The sequence below is a fragment of the Yoonia maritima genome (genome assembly GCF_003003285.1).
Taxonomy (GTDB): Bacteria; Pseudomonadota; Alphaproteobacteria; order Rhodobacterales; family Rhodobacteraceae; genus Yoonia; species Yoonia maritima.
This window is the reverse complement of sequence record NZ_PVTP01000005.1, coordinates 212,587-231,675: the sequence shown is the minus strand read 5'-3', so window position 1 is coordinate 231,675 and position 19,089 is coordinate 212,587. Positions and strand designations below refer to the sequence as shown.

The following is a 19,089-nucleotide window of genomic DNA, read 5'->3' as shown; positions in this document are numbered from 1 at the left end:
GGGGTGACGCAATTATGCTGAAAAAACAGCGCAATTAGGTGATATTTGGCCGAGATAATTCAGAACAGTAAAAAGCCTTAAAAAGGTCACCATGTCTGCACTATGACAAGGAAGGTAGACCAACATACAGCGTAACGTGTACACACGATCTAACCTTTAGCGAGAAAGCGTTCATGTCTTGCAATCTGTGTGAAAGTACGAAACGGAGCGGTGATGCAAAATTCGGATCTTTGGGTCACATTAGCGTAAGTGTCGTATTGGTTTAATATGTAAATCTACAGCAGATAAGAAACAGTGATTACACGAGATAACTTAATGCCACGCAACCCAAGTAAAGGGCCTGTCCCTCGAACTGCGTATGCGTTTGTCGCCAGATCACACGGGCAATTTGCCCTTGACGGTATTTGTGCGGGGTCGTGATGTTTCACTACGTAGACCAGCCTAATACGATGGCGACTCCCAAAGTTCTTATCTTGCAAGGGCCAGTTGGCCCGTTTTTTAAAGAGCTACAGCGCGGACTAAGCGCCTCTGGGTTTGCAACCAAAAGAGTTGTGTTTAATGCCGCTGACCAACTGTTCGCCGGTGGTGGCGAGTGTTTTCGTTTTATAGGGTCACCTGACGATTGGACCGCATGGCTAGAGGCCGAGATGCGGGATAATCGCCCTGATTATATCGTTGTCTTCGGGGCCCGGCGTCCAGTGCACGCTACTGCAAGAAAAGTTGCGGCATTGTTTGGCGTTCGCGTGATCTGCCTTGAAGAAGGTTATTTAAGGTCCGGCTTTATCACTTGTGAGCTTGGCGGTAACAACGATAGCTCGCCATTGTGTGATTGGAAGCGGCAACAGGACGCGCCGCAAAACACTCCGAAGCCAGTAGATATGCCACGAAAGTATGGGGCGTTAGGTATTTGGTCGACCATTTATTATCTCGTCCGCGACTTTAGATCGTCACCGGATGAGGTCGCACTGTTCCATCGAAAGCACGAAGGGATTGGTGCGCTCGCTGTGTCTTGGGCTAAGCATATGGGATCACGTGCATTCGCGCGGTTTGAAACCTTTACCAAGCTAAAGCGATTGAAAAACGAACTGAATGGTCAGTACATCGTTGTTACCTTGCAGACTCCACAAGACAGCCAGCTACAGTTTGCGGCGCGTGGTTGGTCTAACGAAAAGCTGATTTCTGATACTTTGGGCGCGCTTAAGCACAGTGCTGCCAAAGATGCGATTGTCTTTAAGCTTCACCCAATGGATCGGCGCGTCGGAAAGACACGGCGTTTCATTGAGAAAACCGCACGGCAACTGGATCTTTCTGATCGTGTTATGGTATTGAATTACGGTGCGATTGGCGATGTCGTCAATCATGCGTCTGGTATGATCGTTATCAATTCCACGTCTGCCTTTTCAGCGCTGCATCATCACATTCCAGTACTGGTGCTTGGCGATGCCATATATCGTCATGAAAATTTGGTGACTGTGGGGACTGAAACAACAACTATTCAGACGTTTCTTGCTTCGCGCAAAGTTAAATCAGTGGAATGCGCCGACGCGTTCATTGAGACTGTGAAAGCGCACGCGCTTCTTCCCGGGGACTTTTACTATGTAAAAGGTCGCAAGGTTGCTGTAGATGCAATCACTAAGAAATTAGAGCAAGATTTAGTGCTTAGTCGCGAACAGGAAGAAGTCGTTTAATGCCGCTTACCCGACTTAAGTCGTTCAGCCGTTATGGCGGATGTGTCTTTTTGGCCTTGGTCCTCGCCGGTTGTTCAAGTTTACCCGCATTTGGTCCGTCTACAGATGAAATTGTTGAAGCCGCCGCGTTTGAGGTTGGTACGGACGAAGCCGTAACCCAGTTTCATCTTGTGAACGTGACGGCTGCGACGCTTCCGCAGTCGCAGGTTGCTGTTAGCAGATTCCCGAATGGTTTCCGCGCGCAGCGTTTTTTAGTAGAGAATGAACGTATTTCGGTGGCTGATGTGCTTGAGCTGCGCATTTGGGAAACTGCAAATGATGGGTTGTTTGCATCCTCGGGTCAGCGTGAAACGGTTCTATCGTTCCAAGTTTCAAATGCTGGTACGATAGAAGTGCCATACGCCGGACGTATCAATGTAGCGGGTCTAACGACTTCGCGTGTACGCCAGGTGTTGCTGGAAAAATACCAAGGTCAGGCGATTGACCCCGAAATCAACGTGCGTATTACAGATACGTCCTCGCGGACTGCGATTGTATTGGGTGATGTGCGAACTTCGGGGCGGGCTGACATTCCTGCGAATGGTATTCGGCTGTTGGATCTTCTTGCGCAAATGGGCGGTGTGCCGCACCCAACTTGGGAGGCAGAGATCGCGGTTTCGCGTGGCATGCATTCCGGTCGCATGCGGATGGACGACCTAAAAGGCCATGCCGCTGATAATATTGTTATACTGCCGGGTGACACCGTTCAGGTGACACATGTACCAAGGCGTTACGCCGTGTATGGTGCGGTTTCACGCACAGGAAACACCAACCTGAATACGGCTAATCCGACGCTGTCTGACTTACTTGCCGAGGTGGGTGGGCTCAATGATATGCAGGCCGCGCCCAATTCTGTGTTTGTGTTCCGCCGTGCACGAATAAATACGGAAACCCCTATTGTTTACCGGGTTGATTTTGCGCGTGCTGATGCGTTTCTTTTGGCTGACCAATTTATGTTGAAAGAAACTGACATAATTTATGTTGCCACCGCTGATGCAAGTGAGTTCCGAAAATTTGTTGCGACGCTTATTGGACCCGTTGTAAGTAGTGCGAACAGCGTCCAAAGCTTAGGGAACTAAATGCCTAATACTGTTCCTGATGATCGCGTGTCGCGGCCTGCTTCCTTCAGTCTACGTGAGGTAGTCCAGCAAACACTTGCGATTGAGGCAGACGCGCTGAAACATTTGTCCGCCTGTCCACCTGACAAACTGTGTGCCGCTGCAGAGATGATTTTTGCAGCCCGTGGTCCGGTTGTTGTCGCTGGCGTCGGTAAAAGTGGGCACATCGGTCGCAAAATTGCGTCCACGTTTCGTTCGCTTGGTCAGCAGTCTGTGTTTCTACATGCGGCCGAGGCGAGCCATGGTGATCTTGGTATCATTCACGATGACAGTGTTGTGCTCGTTCTATCCAATTCTGGTGAAACAACCGAGTTGGGTGATTTATTGGCATATTGTCGCGAATATGAAATCCCTGTTATCGGCGTTACGGCATCTGAGAACAGCACTTTGGGTAAAGCGAGCAAGATCGTAATTGCACATGGCAAGGTGCAAGAGGCTTGTGTGAACGGCCTTGCGCCGACAACGTCGACGACAGTTGCTTTGGCAATTGGTGATGCGCTTGCAGTTGGTGTAAGCCACCTTTCAAAAACAGAACCCCAGGATTTCCGGCGGTATCATCCCGGTGGTAAACTTGGCGCACGCTTACTGACAGTGCGGGACCTTATGCACACCGGGGATGCCTTGCCAATTGTTGCACCTGAAATGCCGATGCAAGAGGTCGTGATCACGATGTCTGCCAAAGGTTTCGGTGCTGCGATGGTTTGTAAAGGAACCGACGTGATTGGTCTGATCACAGATGGCGATATGCGTCGCAACGTAGCGCGTCTTTGGCAGTCGCGGGCAGCGGATCTTGTTTCTGGCCCGCCCAAAACAGTCGTTCCAGAAACCACTGCTGCCGCCGCTCTTACATTCATGAGTAGTCAGGCAATTACGGCTGCTATTGTTGTAGATGATAACGGCAAGATGCTTGGCCTGTTGCATATCCACGATTGCTTGCGGGCCGGAGTAGAGGAGTGAGCGTTAACGCGCGTCAAAGGGCATGTTATGCTTGGATTGACGCGATGTAGTTGCATAACGCCGCAAAAATGGTGCCTGTTAGAAAAATGAAGATTGTCGGCACTCTTGCGTTGACTTGGCGTCGGGCATCCAAGCTCGGTCAGTGGTTGCGGTTGATGGCTGGTCGGTTGCGGACCCAGCCCGGCGCGGATTTAGTGACATCAATGGATCTGTGCGACGACCCTCTTGTCGCGGATGCTTTGGGTGCTGTTCCGGCTTTTCACAGTCGGCTTATCCGGCCTAATGCAAACCGGTTTGTCGGCTGGGGTCGTAAATGGTCTGGGCGCCGTGCAGTCGATATTGCACAAGATCACGGTGCTGCCTTTGTGTTGCTTGAAGACGGGTTTTTGCGATCTGTAGGGCGCCGTGATCGAGCGGTTTCAGTCGCGGTGGACAATTTAGGTGTGCATTATGATGCTTCGACGCCTTCTCGGCTCGAAACCTTAATTTCCGGCGGACTTTCACCAGACGAAGACCTGCGCGCCGCGAATATAATTCAAATTTGGCGTGACGGTCGTGTATCCAAATACAACGCTGCGCCGGAGTTAACCCGCAGGCTGCCCGACCAATACGTATTGGTCGTAGATCAGGTGCGCGGTGATATGTCGATTGGGTTTGGTAGTGCGACAGCAGACAGTTTTCATGTCATGCTGCAAGCGGCTCTGAACGAAAATCCAGATATTGATATTGTCGTAAAACTACACCCCGATGTTTATACGAACGCAGCTAAAAGCCATTTTAACCCTGATCAGTTGCGCGAAATGGACCGTGTTCATGTCATCGCGGAAAACTGTCACCCGGTTTCTCTCATTTCGGGGGCGCGTGCTGTTTATGCGGTAACATCACAAGTCGGGTTCGAGGCTTTGATTTGGGGGCGGCCAGTTCATACGTTTGGGATGCCGTTTTATGCAGGATGGGGATTGACCACTGATGCCTTGCCCACGCCAACACGCCGCGGTCAAGCAAGCCTTCATCAACTTGTTCACGCTGCGTTGGTTGGATACGCGTTTTATGCAAACCCGGTGACGCGAAAACCGTGGGAAGTGGAAGATGCTATTGGCTATATTGCAGAGCAACGCAGGTTGCTTTTTGTGCTCCCTCCAAAGGTGACCGCAATAGGATTTTCAGCATGGAAGCGCCAGTTTATTCCTAAGTTCTTCGCTGACACAAAGGTACACTTCGCGAAAGAAGCAGCACCGCAAAGCGCTGTCGCTGTCTGGGGTAGGGCGACTGCACCTCGTCATGCGAAATCTATTTTACGTATTGAAGACGGCTTTCTGCGTTCTGCGGGTTTGGGGGCCGATCTTGTCCGCCCGATGTCGTTGGTTATTGACCAGACGGGAATCTACTACGATGCGACCTGCCCCTCTGACCTGGAGAACATTTTAAACACGCAGGACCTAACCCTTACGCAAATGGCGCGTGCACACAGGCTGCGAGAAAGCATCGTGGCTGGTCGGGTAAGCAAATATAATGTTGGCGCAGACAACTGGACGCGCCCCAGTAACGTGGAAAACGTTGTTTTGGTCGTTGGGCAGGTGGAAACAGATGCATCACTGGCATTCGGATCGCCCGAAGTCACAACAAACCTAGAGCTATTGCAACGTGCACGTCATCTGCATCCCGATGACTATATCATTTTCAAACCCCACCCTGATGTAATGGCGGGTTTGCGTGATCTTAAGGGGGTAGCAGGTCCGTTTGCGGAATTCTGCGATGAGGTCTTAACCACAGATGTGTCTGCCGATTGTTTGTTAGGGCAAGTCGATCGATTGCATACAATGACATCATTGATGGGGTTTGAAGCATTACTTCGTGGGGTTGCTGTGACCTGTCATGGTATCCCATTTTATGCGGGCTGGGGGCTTACGACTGATGTGTTACCGTGCCCGAGGCGGGTAAAAATATTGTCGCTGGATGAATTGGTGTTTGGTACATTGATTAGCTATCCACGTTATTTTGATTTTACAGCAAACTGCTTTGTGGGCCCGGAAGATACGCTTTATGCGCTCGGAAAAGCGCGTGAGGCGAGCCTAAGTTACAACTGGTATCGCAAGTTGCGCAGATCACTGATAGTATCCGCTCTAAAATTAAGAGGCGTAAAAAAATGAGCGACGCTCCAAAAGTTGAGGCCGCGCAAAAGGTCGTTTCGCTGACTAAAACCGAGGCGCAAAAGTCGTCGACAGTTCGGTTGCAACGCAAGCGGCGCAATAAGCTGTGGCTGTCGTTCGTTTTGCTCGTTCTGATCCCGATTACTTTGGCGACATTCTATTACACGGCGATTGCGACAGACCGTTACGCGGCGCGTGCAGGGTTTTCCATCCGAGGGATCGAGACTGGCGCAAGTCTTGACGGCTTGGGCGCGCTGACGGGATTGGCAAGTGCGGGTTCTACGACTGCAGACACCTATATTGTGTTAGACTACCTAGAAAGCCGCCGTCTGCTTGAGGACGTCGATGCGCGCTTATCTTTAAGAGAAGTGTTTTCCGACCCAAGTATTGATTTTCTGACACGGTTGGATCCTGACGCTCCTATCGAGGATTTCGTGAAATATTGGAACCGTCGTATCCGGACACAGTCTGATCCGACGTCAGGTATAATTGAGTTCGAGGTGCAATCGGTTACGCCAGAACATGCCCAGCAAATTGGGCAGGTTGTGCTTGAATTGACACAAAGCCTTGTGAACGAACTATCGGCAAGCGCGCGCCAAGATGCGCTTAGCTTTGCCCGCGAAGAGGTCGATTTACAAGAAATCAGATTGCGCGACTCTTTGGACAGTATTCGTGATTTCCGTAATTCTGAACAATCGGTTGATCCGACGGCAAGTGCAGCGCTTGAGATTCAGCTTTTGTCCGGGCTTGAGTCACGGTTAATCGATATTAACGCGCGCCTTGCCGCACAACGCGAGTCGCTTGATGAAAATGCGCCTAGTTTGGTTGCGTTGCGCCGTCAGGCCGAGGCTTTGTCAGAGCAAATCGATACACGTCGCCTTGAGATTGGTGGAGCGCTATTGGATGAAACTGGCACATCGGCAGTAACTGAACAGCTTGCTGCTTTTGAAACATTGGATGTTGAACGGAGGTTGGCCGAACAATCCTACGCGTCTGCTTTGAACTCGTTAGAGCAAGCACGCCGTGACGCAGATCGCCAACAACGTTACCTTGCCGTCCACGTGCGACCGCAAACCCCAGAGAAGTCAGAATATCCGCGACGGGTTAGAAATATTTTGCTGGCCAGCTTTATGTTCTTTGCGATTTGGGGCATCGGCACGCTGCTGACGTATTCCGTCAGGGACCACTTAACGTGAGGCAAATGGACACAGCCGAACTGCTTACATTGCAGCTTCGGGTTATTCTGAGCCTTGTTCTGCGTGAGACAAGGGCAACGTTTGGCACATCGTCATTCGGCTATGCCTGGGCCGTCATTACGCCGACGGCAAGTGTCGCGGTGCTCGTAATCTTGTTTTCCTTGATCGGTCGCCATGCGCCATTTGGCTCCAGTTTAGCGCTGTTCTTTGCGACGGGTATTTTGACGCTGCAATTCTTTACTGAAGTGTCGAGCAAACTGATGACTGTGTTTGATGCGAACAAGGCACTGCTAACTTATCCTGTGATTAAAGATGTCGACACGATTTTGGCGCGTGCGCTATTAATCTCAGCTACGTACCTTGTTATCATGGTGATATTCTACTCGGCGTTAATCGCCGTTGGCATGGCGGAGTTACCCGCCCGGCCTGAGCAATTGATTTTGGTGTTCTTTACAACTGCCTTATTGGGATTGGGGTATGGGACGTTAAATGCGGTTATTGCCTCGCTGTGGGATACGTGGATCCAGATTGAAAAGGTTCTGACGCGCCCGCTGTTTTTTATTTCCGGCATTTTCTATGTGCCAAGCCAGTTGCCTGTGCGCGCGCAAGAGGTGTTGCAATGGAACCCGATCCTTCATCTGGTTGAGGGTTTTCGCCATGGGTTCTATCCCAATTACAAAACGAGCATCTTGGACATGACATACCCAGCAATAGTTGGGACGATATTGCTGCTGATTGGGCTGACGGGCGAGCGGCTATTTCGCAGGTCGAGGTTTTAACGATGCTTGCATTCGATCGTGTGTCGAAAGTTTATAAATTGAAGGGCGTCCAAAAAGTAATTTTGGATGATCTGTCATTTGCATTTCCCGAAGACCGTAACGTTGCGATTATGGGTAAAAATGGCGCAGGTAAGTCAACCATGATGCGTTTGCTTGCCGGGTCAGAGCCGCCTACGACTGGCCGCGTGTACCGGAGCTTGCGGGTTTCTTGGCCGCTAGGTTTTGCGGGCGGTTTTAACGGCAGTATGACGGGGATCGAAAATATACGTTTTGTTTCACGTATATATGGGCAAGATACAGAACGTGTGATCGAATACGTGAAAGACTTTGCAGAGCTTGGGCCTTCGCTACAGCTTCCAATCAAGACCTATTCAAGCGGGATGAAGGCGCGCTTGGCTTTTGGGCTAAGTATGGCAATCAATTTTCAAGTCTACCTTATTGATGAAATCACGGCAGTAGGCGATGAAACGTTTCGCAAGAAAAGTAACGCGGTGTTTCAGGAAAAGCTGAAGAGTAGCCAGATCATTATGGTGTCTCATTCGGCTGCGACAATCAAAGAATATTGTGATTGCGGCTTGCTATTGAACAACGGCGGCGTCACATTTTACGATGACGTTGGTGATCTTCTTAAGGATTATAAGTCGCTTTGATCATTGCGTGACTTTTGACACGATCGCATCGTAGCGTCCAAGAAAACCCCCAAGGTTTCTATCACCGTTTTAGGGTCGTGCCGTGGCATCATGAGCTTTAGCCCGCGTGCCATCGCGATCATGCCACGCGCAATCTGATCCGCAGGCGCACATAGTGTCATTTTACGCGCACGTGCTATCTCGGATACAATATCAGTCATTTTTGCCGCGTGTTCATCAAGTAAGGCAAAGTAGCTATCGGCGAATTTCATATCCCGCATTGCATGCAGGCTAATTTCGGCTTCTAGCTGGGCTTTTTCGTCTGACCCACACATATCTTGCAACCAGACTGATGCTTCTGCCAGCATTTCGTCTGTTGGTGTCGTGGTATCTTTGCTGAAGTACGAAATTGAATCATAGGCGTGTTGGAATAACCGCCGCATGATCGCAAAGACCAGTTCGTCTTTGTTTTTAAAGTTCGAATAGAACGCGCCTTGGGTAAAACCAGCTTGGGCGGCGATGTCGCGCACTGAAGCACCAGCATACCCGTTTTGGGCAATTAATTGTGCACCCGCTTGAAGCAGGGCGTCCCGTGTTTGCTGTTGGGATTTTGCGCGATTGGATTGTTCTGACATATGTGACGAAATAGCAGTTGTAATCTGAATAGGCCAGTTTTATGTAACGTCAAATAGCAGTCGCTATCTGAATTTTCCGCAGGCGCTATTTGGCTGGGTTGTTCGGTTCCGAATCTGCGTTAGGCTGCAATTAGCGAGCCAAGAATATAGGGGAAAGCGAATGTTGCGTCTAAATGTCTTGGTTGCGTCGGTGGCGTTGGTCATTGGGTCACCCGCAGTTGCGGAAACGCCGTTGACCGTGGTGATAGTCACCGCACAATCAACTGAACTGGAACGCGGGATTTCGCTAACGGGGGAAATCGTTGCGCGAAATTCCCTGAGCGTATCGTTTCCCAGCGGCGGCCGCGTCGAAAGTGTTGAGGTCCGTGAAGGTGATGTCGTCGAGGCAGGCGCCGTATTGGCGCGTATAACGGCCATTCAACAAGAGCAGGCGCTTCGTGCCGCGCGCGCCGGGGTTTCGACGGCCACCGCAGATAGGGATCAAGCGCTTGAAGATCTTCGTCGCCAAGATGCACTGCTAGAGCGCGGGGCAACAACGCGCGTTTCCCGCGACAATGCTGCTGACCAGACGCGCGTTAAGGAAGGCGTGCTTGCTCAAGCGCGCGCAGATTTAGACCTTGCAGAAAAGGCGCTGGAAGACACGGTTGTAACTGCGCCAGAGGCCGCAACCGTCACCGCCCGCTATGCGGAGCCTGGGCAGGTTGTCGGCGCAGTTGAACCCGTTGTTGAGCTTGCGTTGGGTGGCGCGGTTGATGCGGTGTTTGATGTCCCTGAAAATCTTATGACCAGTACAAATCAAATCGAACACGTGCGTATGTTTCCGCTAGAACGCCCCAGCCAACTGTTTGCGGGCGCCGTGAGAGAGGTGTCACCTCTTGTGGACCCAACGACAGGTACCGTTGCTGTTAAGGTGAGTGTCGACGACAAACCGAACGGTATTGAATATGGCGATGCCGTTCGCGGTTCTACAACTGAATCAGTCGGTGAGGCGGTTGTCCTACCTTATAGCGCGATGAGCGCGTCCGCGCAGGGCCCCGCAGTGTGGGTGGTGGACCCCAAAACGATGCGGGTGTCGCTTGCGCAGATTACAGTGGACCGGTTTGAAACTGGAAACATCTTAGTCGCGGACGGTATTGAGGAGGGCGCGCTGGTTGTGTCAGCGGGTGCGCAGTTGCTTTACCCCGGTCGCCTTGTTCGCACCGAAGCGGGGACAAACGAATGAAACGTCTATTTATGTTACTCGCCTTGATGAGCGGCCAATCCGCATTTGCGGAATCCGCGCCAGTATCGGCCGAGATTGTGTCGGATGTTCCTCGTCCAGTTATATCACGCCGTGTTGGTGCCGATGCTGTGCAGCAGGCGACATATATCGGGACGGTTGCTGCCGGTAACGAAGTGTCGCTTGGTTTTCCGATCAGCGGTACAATGGTGGAACGCCGGGTTGATTTGGGCGCTTTAGTTGCCAAAGGCGATGTTTTGGCTCTGCTAGACCCAAAAGATTTGCAGGCAGAGGAGCGTAGCTCTCAAGCGGGTGTTCTTGTTGCTGAAACGAATTTAGGAGCAGCCCAAGAAGCATGGAACCGTGCGGTCGAGTTGGCAGAACGTGGCGTTGATTCCGCCACGCGTCAGGAAGATGCACAGCGGGCTTTGGTCGCGGCGCAAGCTGGTGTCGAACAAGCCCAAGCAAACCTTGCAAGCGCCCAAGACAAATTGGACCTCGCTGAACTGCGCGCCCCACAAGACGGAGTGATCACCGGAGCCTATGAAGATGCAGGCACGCTGGTTTCGCCGGGGCTAGAGGTGTTGCGCCTTGCGAACACTGACCGCCGAGAAATTGTCGTTGATATCAGCGAACAGGGTCTTGCCGAACTGGAAATCGGAACGGTATTTGTGGTCGCGTTGGTATCAAATCCACGTTTGACAACAAGCGCGCGTCTGGCACGGATTGACCCCGTTGCCGAAAGCCTGACACGGAACCGTCGTGCGCATTTGTTGCTGTCCGATCCGCCTCCTGGGTTTCGTTTTGGCGCGCTGGTTCAAATCCGCGCCGTCAGTGATGGCGCCACGGTTGTCAGTTTGCCGATTAGCGCAGTCTTGAACCCTGAAGGCGACGCTGCCGTGTGGCTGGTCGATCGCGATCAAAATGTGGTGAATCTACGCCACATAACGCTTGGGTTGAACTTTGGGGATCATGTCCGCGTGACCACAGGAATTGAATTGGGCGACGAAGTCGTTCTGCGGGGTATCCATTCCCTGCATGAAGGCCAAACCATCGGGCGGAGTGTATCGCAATGAACCGTTTTAATCTGTCCGACTGGGCGCTATCGCATCGGTCTTTTGTCTGGTTTTTAATGATCGTTTCGGTCGTTGCAGGGGCAATGTCATATATGAACATTGGTCGCGAAGAAGACCCTAACTTTGCGATTAAGACCATGATCGTGTCTGCCGCTTTACCGGGTGCGGATGTTGAACAGACGCTTTCACAGGTCACTGACCGCATTGAGAAGAAGCTAGAAGAACTACCAGAGCTGGATTTCACGCGGTCGGTCACTGCTGCGGGTACTTCGATTGTTTATATTGAATTGCTGGCTTCGACTGATGCCGACGAGTTGCCACGGATATGGCAGCGGGTCCGCAGCATGATGGGCGACATTCGCGGTGAGTTCCCGCAAGAATTTTCGGGGTTCCAGTTCAACGATAGCTTTGGTGATGTGTTCGGCAATCTGTATGCCTTTACCTATGATGGGTTCACCCCGCGCGAGGTCCGCGATTACGTCGAACGTGTCCGTCGCGAAATCCAAGCGTTGGATGACGCTGGTAAAGTCGAAATATACGGCGTGCGCGACGAGGTTATCTATCTTGAGTTCTCGACTGAACGGATGGCTGCACTTGGCCTGAACCAAGAGTCGGTGCAAGCAACGCTTGCCGCCCAGAACGCCATTCTGCCGTCCGGCGTGATTAAGGCCGGCGCAGAACAGGTGCTGGTTCGTATCGGCGGTCAATTCGCCGATGCAGAGAGCCTTGCCGATATTAACTTGCGTGTTGGTGATCAGTTCTTTCCATTGACCGATATCGCCGACATTCAACGTGCCTACGAAGATCCGCCGTCTGAGATGTTCCGCTACAAAGGCCAAGAAGCAATCGGTCTTGCGGTTGGTATGCGCCAAGGCGCGAACATCGTTGATTTCGGTGTGGAACTAGACGCAGTGATGGCGCACGCGATCACAGAATTACCAATTGGGATCGATATTCAACAGGTTGCCAACCAACCACACGTCGTTGACGAAGCCGTCGGTCACTTTCTACAGGCGTTGCTAGAGGCCGTGTTGATCGTGTTGGCCGTTAGTTTTGTAAGTCTTGGGATGCGGGCCGGTTTGGTTGTTGCCCTGACGATTCCATTGGTTTTGGCGATTACGTTTGTGATCATGGAATACACCGGGTTCACGCTGCAGCGGATTTCGCTGGGTGCATTGATTATCGCGCTTGGCCTGTTGGTGGACGATGCGATGATCGCGATTGAGACGATGATTTCGCGTCTTGAAAAGGGCGAAAGCCTGACGGCATCTGCGTCTTATGCGTGGACTTCGATCGCGTTCCCAATGTTGACGGGGACATTGATCACGGTGGCGGGGTTTATTCCGATTGGTTTGAACTCATCGGCCGCTGGTGAATTTACCTTCTCGCTCTTTGTCGTTATCGCGGTGGCTTTGCTGATTTCGTGGATTGTTGCGGTGTTATTTGCTCCGTTGATTGGGGTGACCTTATTAAAGGAAAACGTCGGACATCATCATGCAGAGCCTGGGCGCTTCCGCAGGATGTTTCATGTTGTGTTACGTGGGGCGATGCGATTCCGTTGGCTGACGATTGCCTTGACCATTGGGGTCTTTGGGTTTTCGATTTATGGAATGCGTTTCGTCGAACAGCAATTCTTTCCAAGTTCGGACCGGCCAGAGCTTATCATTGATTTGGCCATGCCGCAAAACACTGCGATCACTGAAACCCAAGCCCAGCTAGATCGGTTCGAAACCTACCTTGAGGGTGACGAAAACGTATTGTTCTGGACATCATATGTTGGCCGCGGTGCGCCACGTTTCTTGCTTGCGTTTGATGTACCGACACCCGGCCCGAATACTGGGCAAATTGTCATTCAAACACCGTCGGTCGAGGCGCGCGATGCATTGCGTGCTAAGCTGACAGATGTTGCCGAAACGCGGTTCCCAGGTGCTGATATCTTTGTCAAATTGCTGGAAATCGGTCCGCCTGTTGGTCGCCCAGTTCAGTATCGCCTAAGCGGGACAGATCCCGACACATTGCGCGACCACGCCCGTGACTTAGCCGCGGTTATGGCGACAGATGACCGTCTGACGGGGATCATCCTTGACTGGAATGAACCAGCACGCGTGGTGCGTATCAATATCTTGCAGGACAAAGCGCGCCAGCTTGGACTTTCGTCCAGTGACATCGCGACATCACTGAACACCATTTACGATGGTAAGACCGTGACGGCGCTGCGCGATGATGATTATCTGGTTGATATCCGTGTGCGCGGAAACGAAGCTGATCGTCAGTCGGTCGAGGCATTGTCGAACCTGCAACTATCCTCACCCAGTGGTTCTGCGATCCCCCTTCGGTCGATTGCGACGTTTAGTTATGAAACTGAACAGCCCGTGATCCACCAACGCGACCGCACGCCGACGATTACCGTTAAGGCTGCGATTGTTACGGATGACCAACCTGCCACGATTGTAACCCAACTGACAGATAAGATTGCTGCTTTTAACGCGGACCTACCGCTTGGCTATCAGGCGGTAATCGGCGGCGCCGTTGAATCTAGCGTTGATAGCCAAGCACCTATTGCTGCGGTTGTGCCTGTGATGCTGTTGATCATGCTGACACTGATCATGGTCCAAATGCAGGGGTTTAGGCTCGCGTTTATCGTGTTCTGTGTAGCGCCACTGGGGTTGATTGGTGTGGTTGCTGCGCTGGTGCCATCGGGCGCGCCGTTGGGCTTTGTTGCGATCTTGGGTGTGCTTGCTTTGATGGGGATTTTGATCCGGAACTCGATCATTCTAGTGTCCGAAATCGAAGTGCTGCGCGACAAAGGGCGCAATGCTTGGGATGCGGTTTTTGAGGCTAGCGATGCGCGTGCGCGTCCGATCCTGCTGACCGCCGCTGCAGCGAGCCTCGCGCTTATCCCGATCTCCCGCCAGATTTTCTGGGGTCCGATGGCCTATGCAATGATGGGCGGGATCATCGCTGGTACGGTGATCACGCTGGTTTTTGTGCCCGCGCTGTATCTGGCGGTCTTTCGGGTCAAACGAGACGTCTAACTTTAATAGCAAACCGACCCGCCTGTCTTGGTTGGGTCGGTTTATCCGTTAGATCACGTTTTAAAGTTTACTCTTTTTATCGATTATTATTTCGAATACATCGCATTGTATATTGAGGACACTGCGCTGTTAGCTGCCGCCAGAGCCTGTGACCGTCAAACAGAAAGGATTACTATGTTTGAACGATCTATTTTTGGTGCGGCTTTTGTTGCAATGGTTGCGACGTCTGGCTTTGCTGACACGTCATTAACAACGCCGGATGGTGCGGTTTCTGTCGCTGAAAAACCTGAAACTGTCATTACTTTTGATGTTGGAGCACTGGATACGCTCACGGCGTTGGGTGTCGATGTTGCTGGCCTAACAGAGCCACTATATGTCCCTGCGCTTGCTGCTTTGGATGACGGAACTAAACCCAAAATTGGATCGCTGTTCGAACCCGATTTTGAACAAGTTTTTGCGCTTCAGCCTGATCTAATCATTGTTGGACCGCGCAGCGTGAGTCAGATGGATGCGCTGTCTGACATTGCGCAAACAGTCAATCTAAGCCCCTTTTCAGATGACCTAGAACAGGTTGTGCTTACGCAAACGACAGAGCTTGGCGCGTTATTTGGGAAAGAAGCCGAAGCCGAAGCTCTTATTGGGGAACTGCACAGTTCACTGACCGAACTGCGAGGGCTGACGGAAAATGCGGGTAAAGGTCTTATTGTGATGACTAACGGGCCAAAGATTTCTGTCTTTGGACCAGAGTCCCGTTTCGGGTGGGTCCACGCCACGCTTGGCGTTGTGCCTGTGCTTGAAAACGTTGAGGCGGAAACACACGGCGAGGCGATCAGTTTTGAATTCTTGCACGATGCAAATCCAGATTGGATGATCGTCTTTGATCGGACATCTGCTACTGGCGGCGACGGGCCAAGCGCGAACGAAACACTGGACAACGAACTGGTTGCGCAGACGACTGCGATGCAAACAGGTCAGGTCATCTATGTGAACCCCGCTGACTTCTATATCGCGACATCTGGCGTGCGGTCGTTGCAAGATACGGTCGACCAATTCATCGAAGCTTATAGCGCCAATCAATAAGCGCAATCGATGAAATCGCTTTCTTTGCACATGCTGTTGGCCTTGGCGGCAATCGTAGCCATGGCGATGCTTAGTCTGACAATCGGCGCAGCTGATATGTCGATTAGCGCTGTGTGGCGTGGGCAAGGGGACGATACACTTATCTTGATGGCCAGCCGTGTTCCTAGGACGTTGGCCATCATTCTAACAGGGATATCAATGGCGATATCCGGTCTGATTTTTCAAATGCTGACCCGCAATAAATTTGTTGAACCTGCAACGGCTGGTACGACAGAAAGCGCTGGGTTGGGTTTGCTGGTCGCCGTGTTTTTTCTACCAAGCGCGCCGTTGATCGTTAAAATGTGTGTTGCCGCCGTTTTCGCCATCGCAGGCACAGTGCTTTTCTTGCGCATCCTTGACCGGCTGCCTGTGCACGAACCATTGCTTGTTCCGCTAGTCGGGCTGATGCTGGGCGGGGTCATTGGGGCCGTTGGCACGTTCTTTGCCTATCAAGCGGATCTTTTGCAGTACCTTGGCATATGGACGACGGGAGAATTTTCTGGCGTCCTACGTGGCCGGTACGAGATTTTATGGATCACGGGTGTATTGGCTGCTTTGGGCTACGTTTTTGCAGACCGGTTTTCGATCATGGGTATGGGGAAAGACGTTTCTGTCACGCTTGGGCTAAACTATCGCGGTGTGATGTGGCTCGGATTGCTGATTGTATCGGTCATCAGCGCAGTTGTTGTGGTGACAGTGGGCACCATTCCATTTTTAGGACTGATTGTCCCTAATATTGTTAGCAGAATGATGGGGGATAACCTGCGTGCAGCTGTGCCGTGGGCTGCCAGCCTTGGTGCGGGGCTGCTTTTACTATGCGACATTTTAGGCCGTGTTGTCCGTGCACCTTACGAAATTCCCATTGGCACAATTTTTGGCGTTATCGGATCGGCAGTGTTCTTGTATTTACTCTTGGGGCGCCAAAGTCATGCGGTCCGATAGTACTGCTCCACGCTTTGGTTTGCGGCTTGGCCTGCTTGGGGGGGCGGCTCTGATCGCGGTCGCACTGTTCTTTGTGCTTGGTGTGCCGGCAGGGGCTTGGGCGTTTGCGCTCAAGTTTCGAACGGGTAAAGTCGTTGCATTGATCCTTGTGGCGTTTGCAATTTCGGCGTCGACGCAACTGTTTCATGTCACGACCCGCAATCAGATTTTGACGCCCGCAATCATGGGCTTTGACGCATTATACCTGATGATACAGACCGGATTGGTCTACAGCATCGGCGGTATGGCCGCGCTGTCGATCGACCCAGTTGCTAAATTCTCGGCGGAAGTTGTCGCGATGATGGTGTTTTCTACGGGATTGTTCTTGTGGTTGTTCACCGCGAAATCGCGGGACCTGCATCTATTGGTACTGGTTGGGATCATCTTTGGCGCGTTGTTCCGCAGCCTGTCCAACTTTGCCGCACGGATGATTGACCCCAATGATTTTGTGGTTGTCCAAGGCGAGATGTTCGCCCGTTTCAACGCAGTGAACCTTGATCTGCTTTGGATTTCTATCGGGCTTTGTGCTGGAACAGTGCCGATTTTATGGGGCATGCGCCACCAATTTGACGTGCTGGCATTGGGACGCGAAACCGCAATTAATCTAGGTCTACGCTACAAACGTGTGATGCTCATTTCATTTGCGACGATTGGCTTACTCGTGTCGGTTTCCACAGCGCTTGTTGGTCCAGTCACATTCTTTGGGCTGCTTGTAACGCATTTAGCCTATCGGTTCTTACCCGGAGCACGCTTTGGCGTAACGCTGATCGCGACCACGCTGGTTGCCATTGTGACGCTCGTTGGGGGGCAGGCGATTTTCGAACATGTGTTAGGTTTCAAAGGCACGCTGTCTGTTGTCATCGATATGCTTGGCGGATTGGTTTTTCTTACTCTGCTGCTTAAGGGGGCTGCAAAATGATCCGAATTAATGGGGTCAGTCATCAGATTGCGGGTGCGCCTATCCTATCAGATGTCACACTAACCTTGCCCAAGGGGGGCATTACCGCATTGATTGGGCCGAACGGCGCGGGCAAGTCTACGCTGCTTTCATTGATGGCACGCTTGACGCGTATCCAAAGCGGTAGCATTTCTTTTGATGATGCGGATGTGGCAGAAACACCGACGCAAGAGCTTGCCAAGCGGTTGTCGATCTTACGCCAAGACAACGTGTTGACTGCGCGCTTAACGGTGCAAGACCTCGTTGGGTTTGGCCGGTATCCACACCACAAAGGGCGACCGGGGCCGACCGATGTGAAGCTTGTCAACGACGCCTTACAGGCAATGGCGTTGACGCCGCTGCGAACACGGTTCCTGGATGAACTGTCTGGTGGCCAGCGGCAGCGCGCGTTGGTCGCGATGGTTTTGGCGCAAGACACAGATTACGTACTGTTGGATGAACCGCTGAATAATCTCGATATGCGCCATGCGCGCCAGATGATGATACGGCTACAGACGGCTGCCCGTACACAAGGCAAAAGCTTTGTCGTTGTGATCCACGACATCAATTTCGCGGCGGCCTATGCCGATAGGATTGTCGCGCTAAAGGATGGTCGTGTGCTCGCGACCGGAACCCCGGCCGAGATTGTGACCCCAGCGATGCTAAATGATATTTTCGACCTTGATATTGTGGTGCAGCAAATTGCGGGGCACCCGTTTGCCCTGCATCAGATTGCACCGCCTTCGACGCAATAGGATCTCGTATGAACACCACAGCTCCGCAACTCTCCGATGCGTTCCGCCTTGCCGAATTAGTGTCGATTGATCGGCCATTCCCAAGCTTCTTTCGTGTCACGATGCGCGCGCCTGACTTGCAGCGTTATACCGAAGGCGGGATGCATTTTCGTTTACTTCTCCCGCCAAAGGATCGCACACCTGTTTGGCCATATATAGACGAAACAGGTCGTGCGCGGTTCCCAACCGGGGATGATCAGCTTCACAATCCGGTCTACACTTTTGTTTCGGTTGATGTCGCGGCCGAGCAGTTCACATTTGATGTTTATATCCATGAAGGTGGAAGGATCACCGAATGGATGCGTAACGCGTGTTTGGGGGACACAATCGGAATCAATGGTCCCGGTGGTGGCACGATGCCTGTCGCAGATAAGATCATTATGGCGGGTGACGAAACTGCATTACCTGCGATCCGACGGATTTTGGCGGCGTCGGCGGTAGACGTGACAGGTGCCGCCTATATCGAAATCGGAGCGCCAGAGGATGTTCAGGACCTCAAAAAGCCTGCCGGGGTTGATCTGCAATGGCTTATCCGCGGGCGCGATGTTGGCCCAGTTCAAGCATTGATTGATAATCATTCAAATCTGTCTGTTGGTAATCCGCCGTTCGTTTGGTGCGGCGCCGAAAAATCGCAGGTACAAAAGGCGCGCGCGCATTTCCGTGATACATTGGGCATTGGTACTGACCATAGCTATCTGTCTGGATATTGGCGTCTGGCAAAGCCCACGGTGATATGA

16 protein-coding genes are annotated in these 19,089 nt (G+C 52.0%); 15 read left to right on the top strand and 1 reads right to left on the bottom strand.

Translation table 11 applies throughout. The annotated features are described in order from the left end of the window. The first annotated feature begins 419 nt into the window (after window positions 1-419). The 7 genes from CLV80_RS09645 to CLV80_RS09615 all read left to right on the top strand — a co-directional run bounded on the left by CLV80_RS09645 (window position 420) and on the right by CLV80_RS09615 (window position 8,577). Entirely contained in the window at window positions 420-1,688 is a 1,269-nt protein-coding gene (locus CLV80_RS09645; protein WP_106357425.1) for a capsular polysaccharide export protein, LipB/KpsS family, read from the top strand. Beyond that, window positions 1,688-2,806, top strand: a complete 1,119-nt coding sequence (locus CLV80_RS09640) for a polysaccharide biosynthesis/export family protein (RefSeq protein WP_106357422.1) — start codon at window positions 1,688-1,690, stop codon at window positions 2,804-2,806. Before CLV80_RS09645 ends, CLV80_RS09640 begins: the two co-directional genes overlap by 1 nt. Further along, window positions 2,807-3,802, top strand: coding sequence for a KpsF/GutQ family sugar-phosphate isomerase (locus CLV80_RS09635; RefSeq protein WP_106357420.1), 996 nt, complete (start codon window positions 2,807-2,809; stop codon window positions 3,800-3,802). Window positions 3,803-3,888: 86 nt separating this feature from the next. Continuing rightward, window positions 3,889-5,952 (top strand): capsule polysaccharide biogenesis protein, encoded by a 2,064-nt coding sequence (locus CLV80_RS09630; RefSeq protein WP_165793357.1) that lies wholly within the window; start codon window positions 3,889-3,891, stop codon window positions 5,950-5,952. Then, window positions 5,949-7,148 (top strand): KpsE/RkpR family capsule polysaccharide export protein, encoded by a 1,200-nt coding sequence (locus CLV80_RS09625; protein ID WP_106357414.1) that lies wholly within the window; start codon window positions 5,949-5,951, stop codon window positions 7,146-7,148. The genes CLV80_RS09630 and CLV80_RS09625 overlap by 4 nt, the downstream gene beginning before the upstream one ends. A gap of 5 nt (window positions 7,149-7,153) precedes the next feature. Next, window positions 7,154-7,927, top strand: coding sequence for an ABC transporter permease (locus CLV80_RS09620; RefSeq protein WP_106357411.1), 774 nt, complete (start codon window positions 7,154-7,156; stop codon window positions 7,925-7,927). A gap of 2 nt (window positions 7,928-7,929) precedes the next feature. After that, on the top strand, window positions 7,930-8,577 hold the full coding sequence (locus CLV80_RS09615; protein WP_106357408.1) for an ABC transporter ATP-binding protein: 648 nt from the start codon (window positions 7,930-7,932) through the stop codon (window positions 8,575-8,577). Here CLV80_RS09615 and CLV80_RS09610 read toward each other — a convergent pair. Further along, complete coding sequence (locus CLV80_RS09610) at window positions 8,562-9,191, bottom strand: TetR/AcrR family transcriptional regulator (RefSeq protein ID WP_106357405.1); 630 nt, start codon at window positions 9,189-9,191, stop codon at window positions 8,562-8,564. The two genes, CLV80_RS09615 and CLV80_RS09610, sit on opposite strands and share 16 nt — an antisense overlap. Before the next feature lie 160 nt (window positions 9,192-9,351). Between CLV80_RS09610 and CLV80_RS09605 the strand changes: the two genes are divergently transcribed. From CLV80_RS09605 to CLV80_RS09570, 8 genes are all read left to right on the top strand, one after another. Then, window positions 9,352-10,413, top strand: a complete 1,062-nt coding sequence (locus CLV80_RS09605; RefSeq protein ID WP_106357402.1) for an efflux RND transporter periplasmic adaptor subunit — start codon at window positions 9,352-9,354, stop codon at window positions 10,411-10,413. Continuing rightward, window positions 10,410-11,486: an efflux RND transporter periplasmic adaptor subunit gene (locus CLV80_RS09600; protein WP_106357399.1), complete on the top strand. Its 1,077-nt coding sequence runs from the start codon at window positions 10,410-10,412 to the stop codon at window positions 11,484-11,486. The genes CLV80_RS09605 and CLV80_RS09600 overlap by 4 nt, the downstream gene beginning before the upstream one ends. Next, window positions 11,483-14,521 (top strand): efflux RND transporter permease subunit, encoded by a 3,039-nt coding sequence (locus tag CLV80_RS09595; RefSeq protein ID WP_106357396.1) that lies wholly within the window; start codon window positions 11,483-11,485, stop codon window positions 14,519-14,521. The genes CLV80_RS09600 and CLV80_RS09595 overlap by 4 nt, the downstream gene beginning before the upstream one ends. Window positions 14,522-14,695: 174 nt before the next feature. Further along, window positions 14,696-15,601: a siderophore ABC transporter substrate-binding protein gene (locus tag CLV80_RS09590; RefSeq protein WP_106357394.1), complete on the top strand. Its 906-nt coding sequence runs from the start codon at window positions 14,696-14,698 to the stop codon at window positions 15,599-15,601. Window positions 15,602-15,610: 9 nt separating this feature from the next. Continuing rightward, window positions 15,611-16,582, top strand: coding sequence for an ABC transporter permease (locus tag CLV80_RS09585; RefSeq protein ID WP_165793356.1), 972 nt, complete (start codon window positions 15,611-15,613; stop codon window positions 16,580-16,582). Further along, window positions 16,569-17,540 carry an iron chelate uptake ABC transporter family permease subunit gene (locus tag CLV80_RS09580; RefSeq protein ID WP_106357391.1) on the top strand — a complete coding sequence of 324 codons (972 nt, stop codon included), beginning with the start codon at window positions 16,569-16,571 and terminating at the stop codon, window positions 17,538-17,540. The genes CLV80_RS09585 and CLV80_RS09580 overlap by 14 nt, the downstream gene beginning before the upstream one ends. Continuing rightward, on the top strand, window positions 17,537-18,313 hold the full coding sequence (locus CLV80_RS09575) for an iron ABC transporter ATP-binding protein (protein ID WP_106357388.1): 777 nt from the start codon (window positions 17,537-17,539) through the stop codon (window positions 18,311-18,313). The genes CLV80_RS09580 and CLV80_RS09575 overlap by 4 nt, the downstream gene beginning before the upstream one ends. Window positions 18,314-18,321: 8 nt before the next feature. Then, entirely contained in the window at window positions 18,322-19,089 is a 768-nt protein-coding gene (locus CLV80_RS09570; protein WP_106357385.1) for a siderophore-interacting protein, read from the top strand.

What these genes read in the sequence shown, in the direction of transcription:
- CLV80_RS09645 (WP_106357425.1), top strand. Translation starts at nt 420, where the DNA reads ATGTTTCACTACGTAGACCAGCCTAATACGATGGCGACTCCCAAAGTT.
- CLV80_RS09640 (WP_106357422.1), top strand. Translation starts at nt 1,688, where the DNA reads ATGCCGCTTACCCGACTTAAGTCGTTCAGCCGTTATGGCGGATGTGTC.
- CLV80_RS09635 (WP_106357420.1), top strand. Translation starts at nt 2,807, where the DNA reads ATGCCTAATACTGTTCCTGATGATCGCGTGTCGCGGCCTGCTTCCTTC.
- CLV80_RS09630 (WP_165793357.1), top strand. Translation starts at nt 3,889, where the DNA reads ATGAAGATTGTCGGCACTCTTGCGTTGACTTGGCGTCGGGCATCCAAG.
- CLV80_RS09625 (WP_106357414.1), top strand. Translation starts at nt 5,949, where the DNA reads ATGAGCGACGCTCCAAAAGTTGAGGCCGCGCAAAAGGTCGTTTCGCTG.
- CLV80_RS09620 (WP_106357411.1), top strand. Translation starts at nt 7,154, where the DNA reads ATGGACACAGCCGAACTGCTTACATTGCAGCTTCGGGTTATTCTGAGC.
- CLV80_RS09615 (WP_106357408.1), top strand. Translation starts at nt 7,930, where the DNA reads ATGCTTGCATTCGATCGTGTGTCGAAAGTTTATAAATTGAAGGGCGTC.
- CLV80_RS09610 (WP_106357405.1), bottom strand. Translation starts at nt 9,191, where the DNA reads ATGTCAGAACAATCCAATCGCGCAAAATCCCAACAGCAAACACGGGAC.
- CLV80_RS09605 (WP_106357402.1), top strand. Translation starts at nt 9,352, where the DNA reads ATGTTGCGTCTAAATGTCTTGGTTGCGTCGGTGGCGTTGGTCATTGGG.
- CLV80_RS09600 (WP_106357399.1), top strand. Translation starts at nt 10,410, where the DNA reads ATGAAACGTCTATTTATGTTACTCGCCTTGATGAGCGGCCAATCCGCA.
- CLV80_RS09595 (WP_106357396.1), top strand. Translation starts at nt 11,483, where the DNA reads ATGAACCGTTTTAATCTGTCCGACTGGGCGCTATCGCATCGGTCTTTT.
- CLV80_RS09590 (WP_106357394.1), top strand. Translation starts at nt 14,696, where the DNA reads ATGTTTGAACGATCTATTTTTGGTGCGGCTTTTGTTGCAATGGTTGCG.
- CLV80_RS09585 (WP_165793356.1), top strand. Translation starts at nt 15,611, where the DNA reads ATGAAATCGCTTTCTTTGCACATGCTGTTGGCCTTGGCGGCAATCGTA.
- CLV80_RS09580 (WP_106357391.1), top strand. Translation starts at nt 16,569, where the DNA reads ATGCGGTCCGATAGTACTGCTCCACGCTTTGGTTTGCGGCTTGGCCTG.
- CLV80_RS09575 (WP_106357388.1), top strand. Translation starts at nt 17,537, where the DNA reads ATGATCCGAATTAATGGGGTCAGTCATCAGATTGCGGGTGCGCCTATC.
- CLV80_RS09570 (WP_106357385.1), top strand. Translation starts at nt 18,322, where the DNA reads ATGAACACCACAGCTCCGCAACTCTCCGATGCGTTCCGCCTTGCCGAA.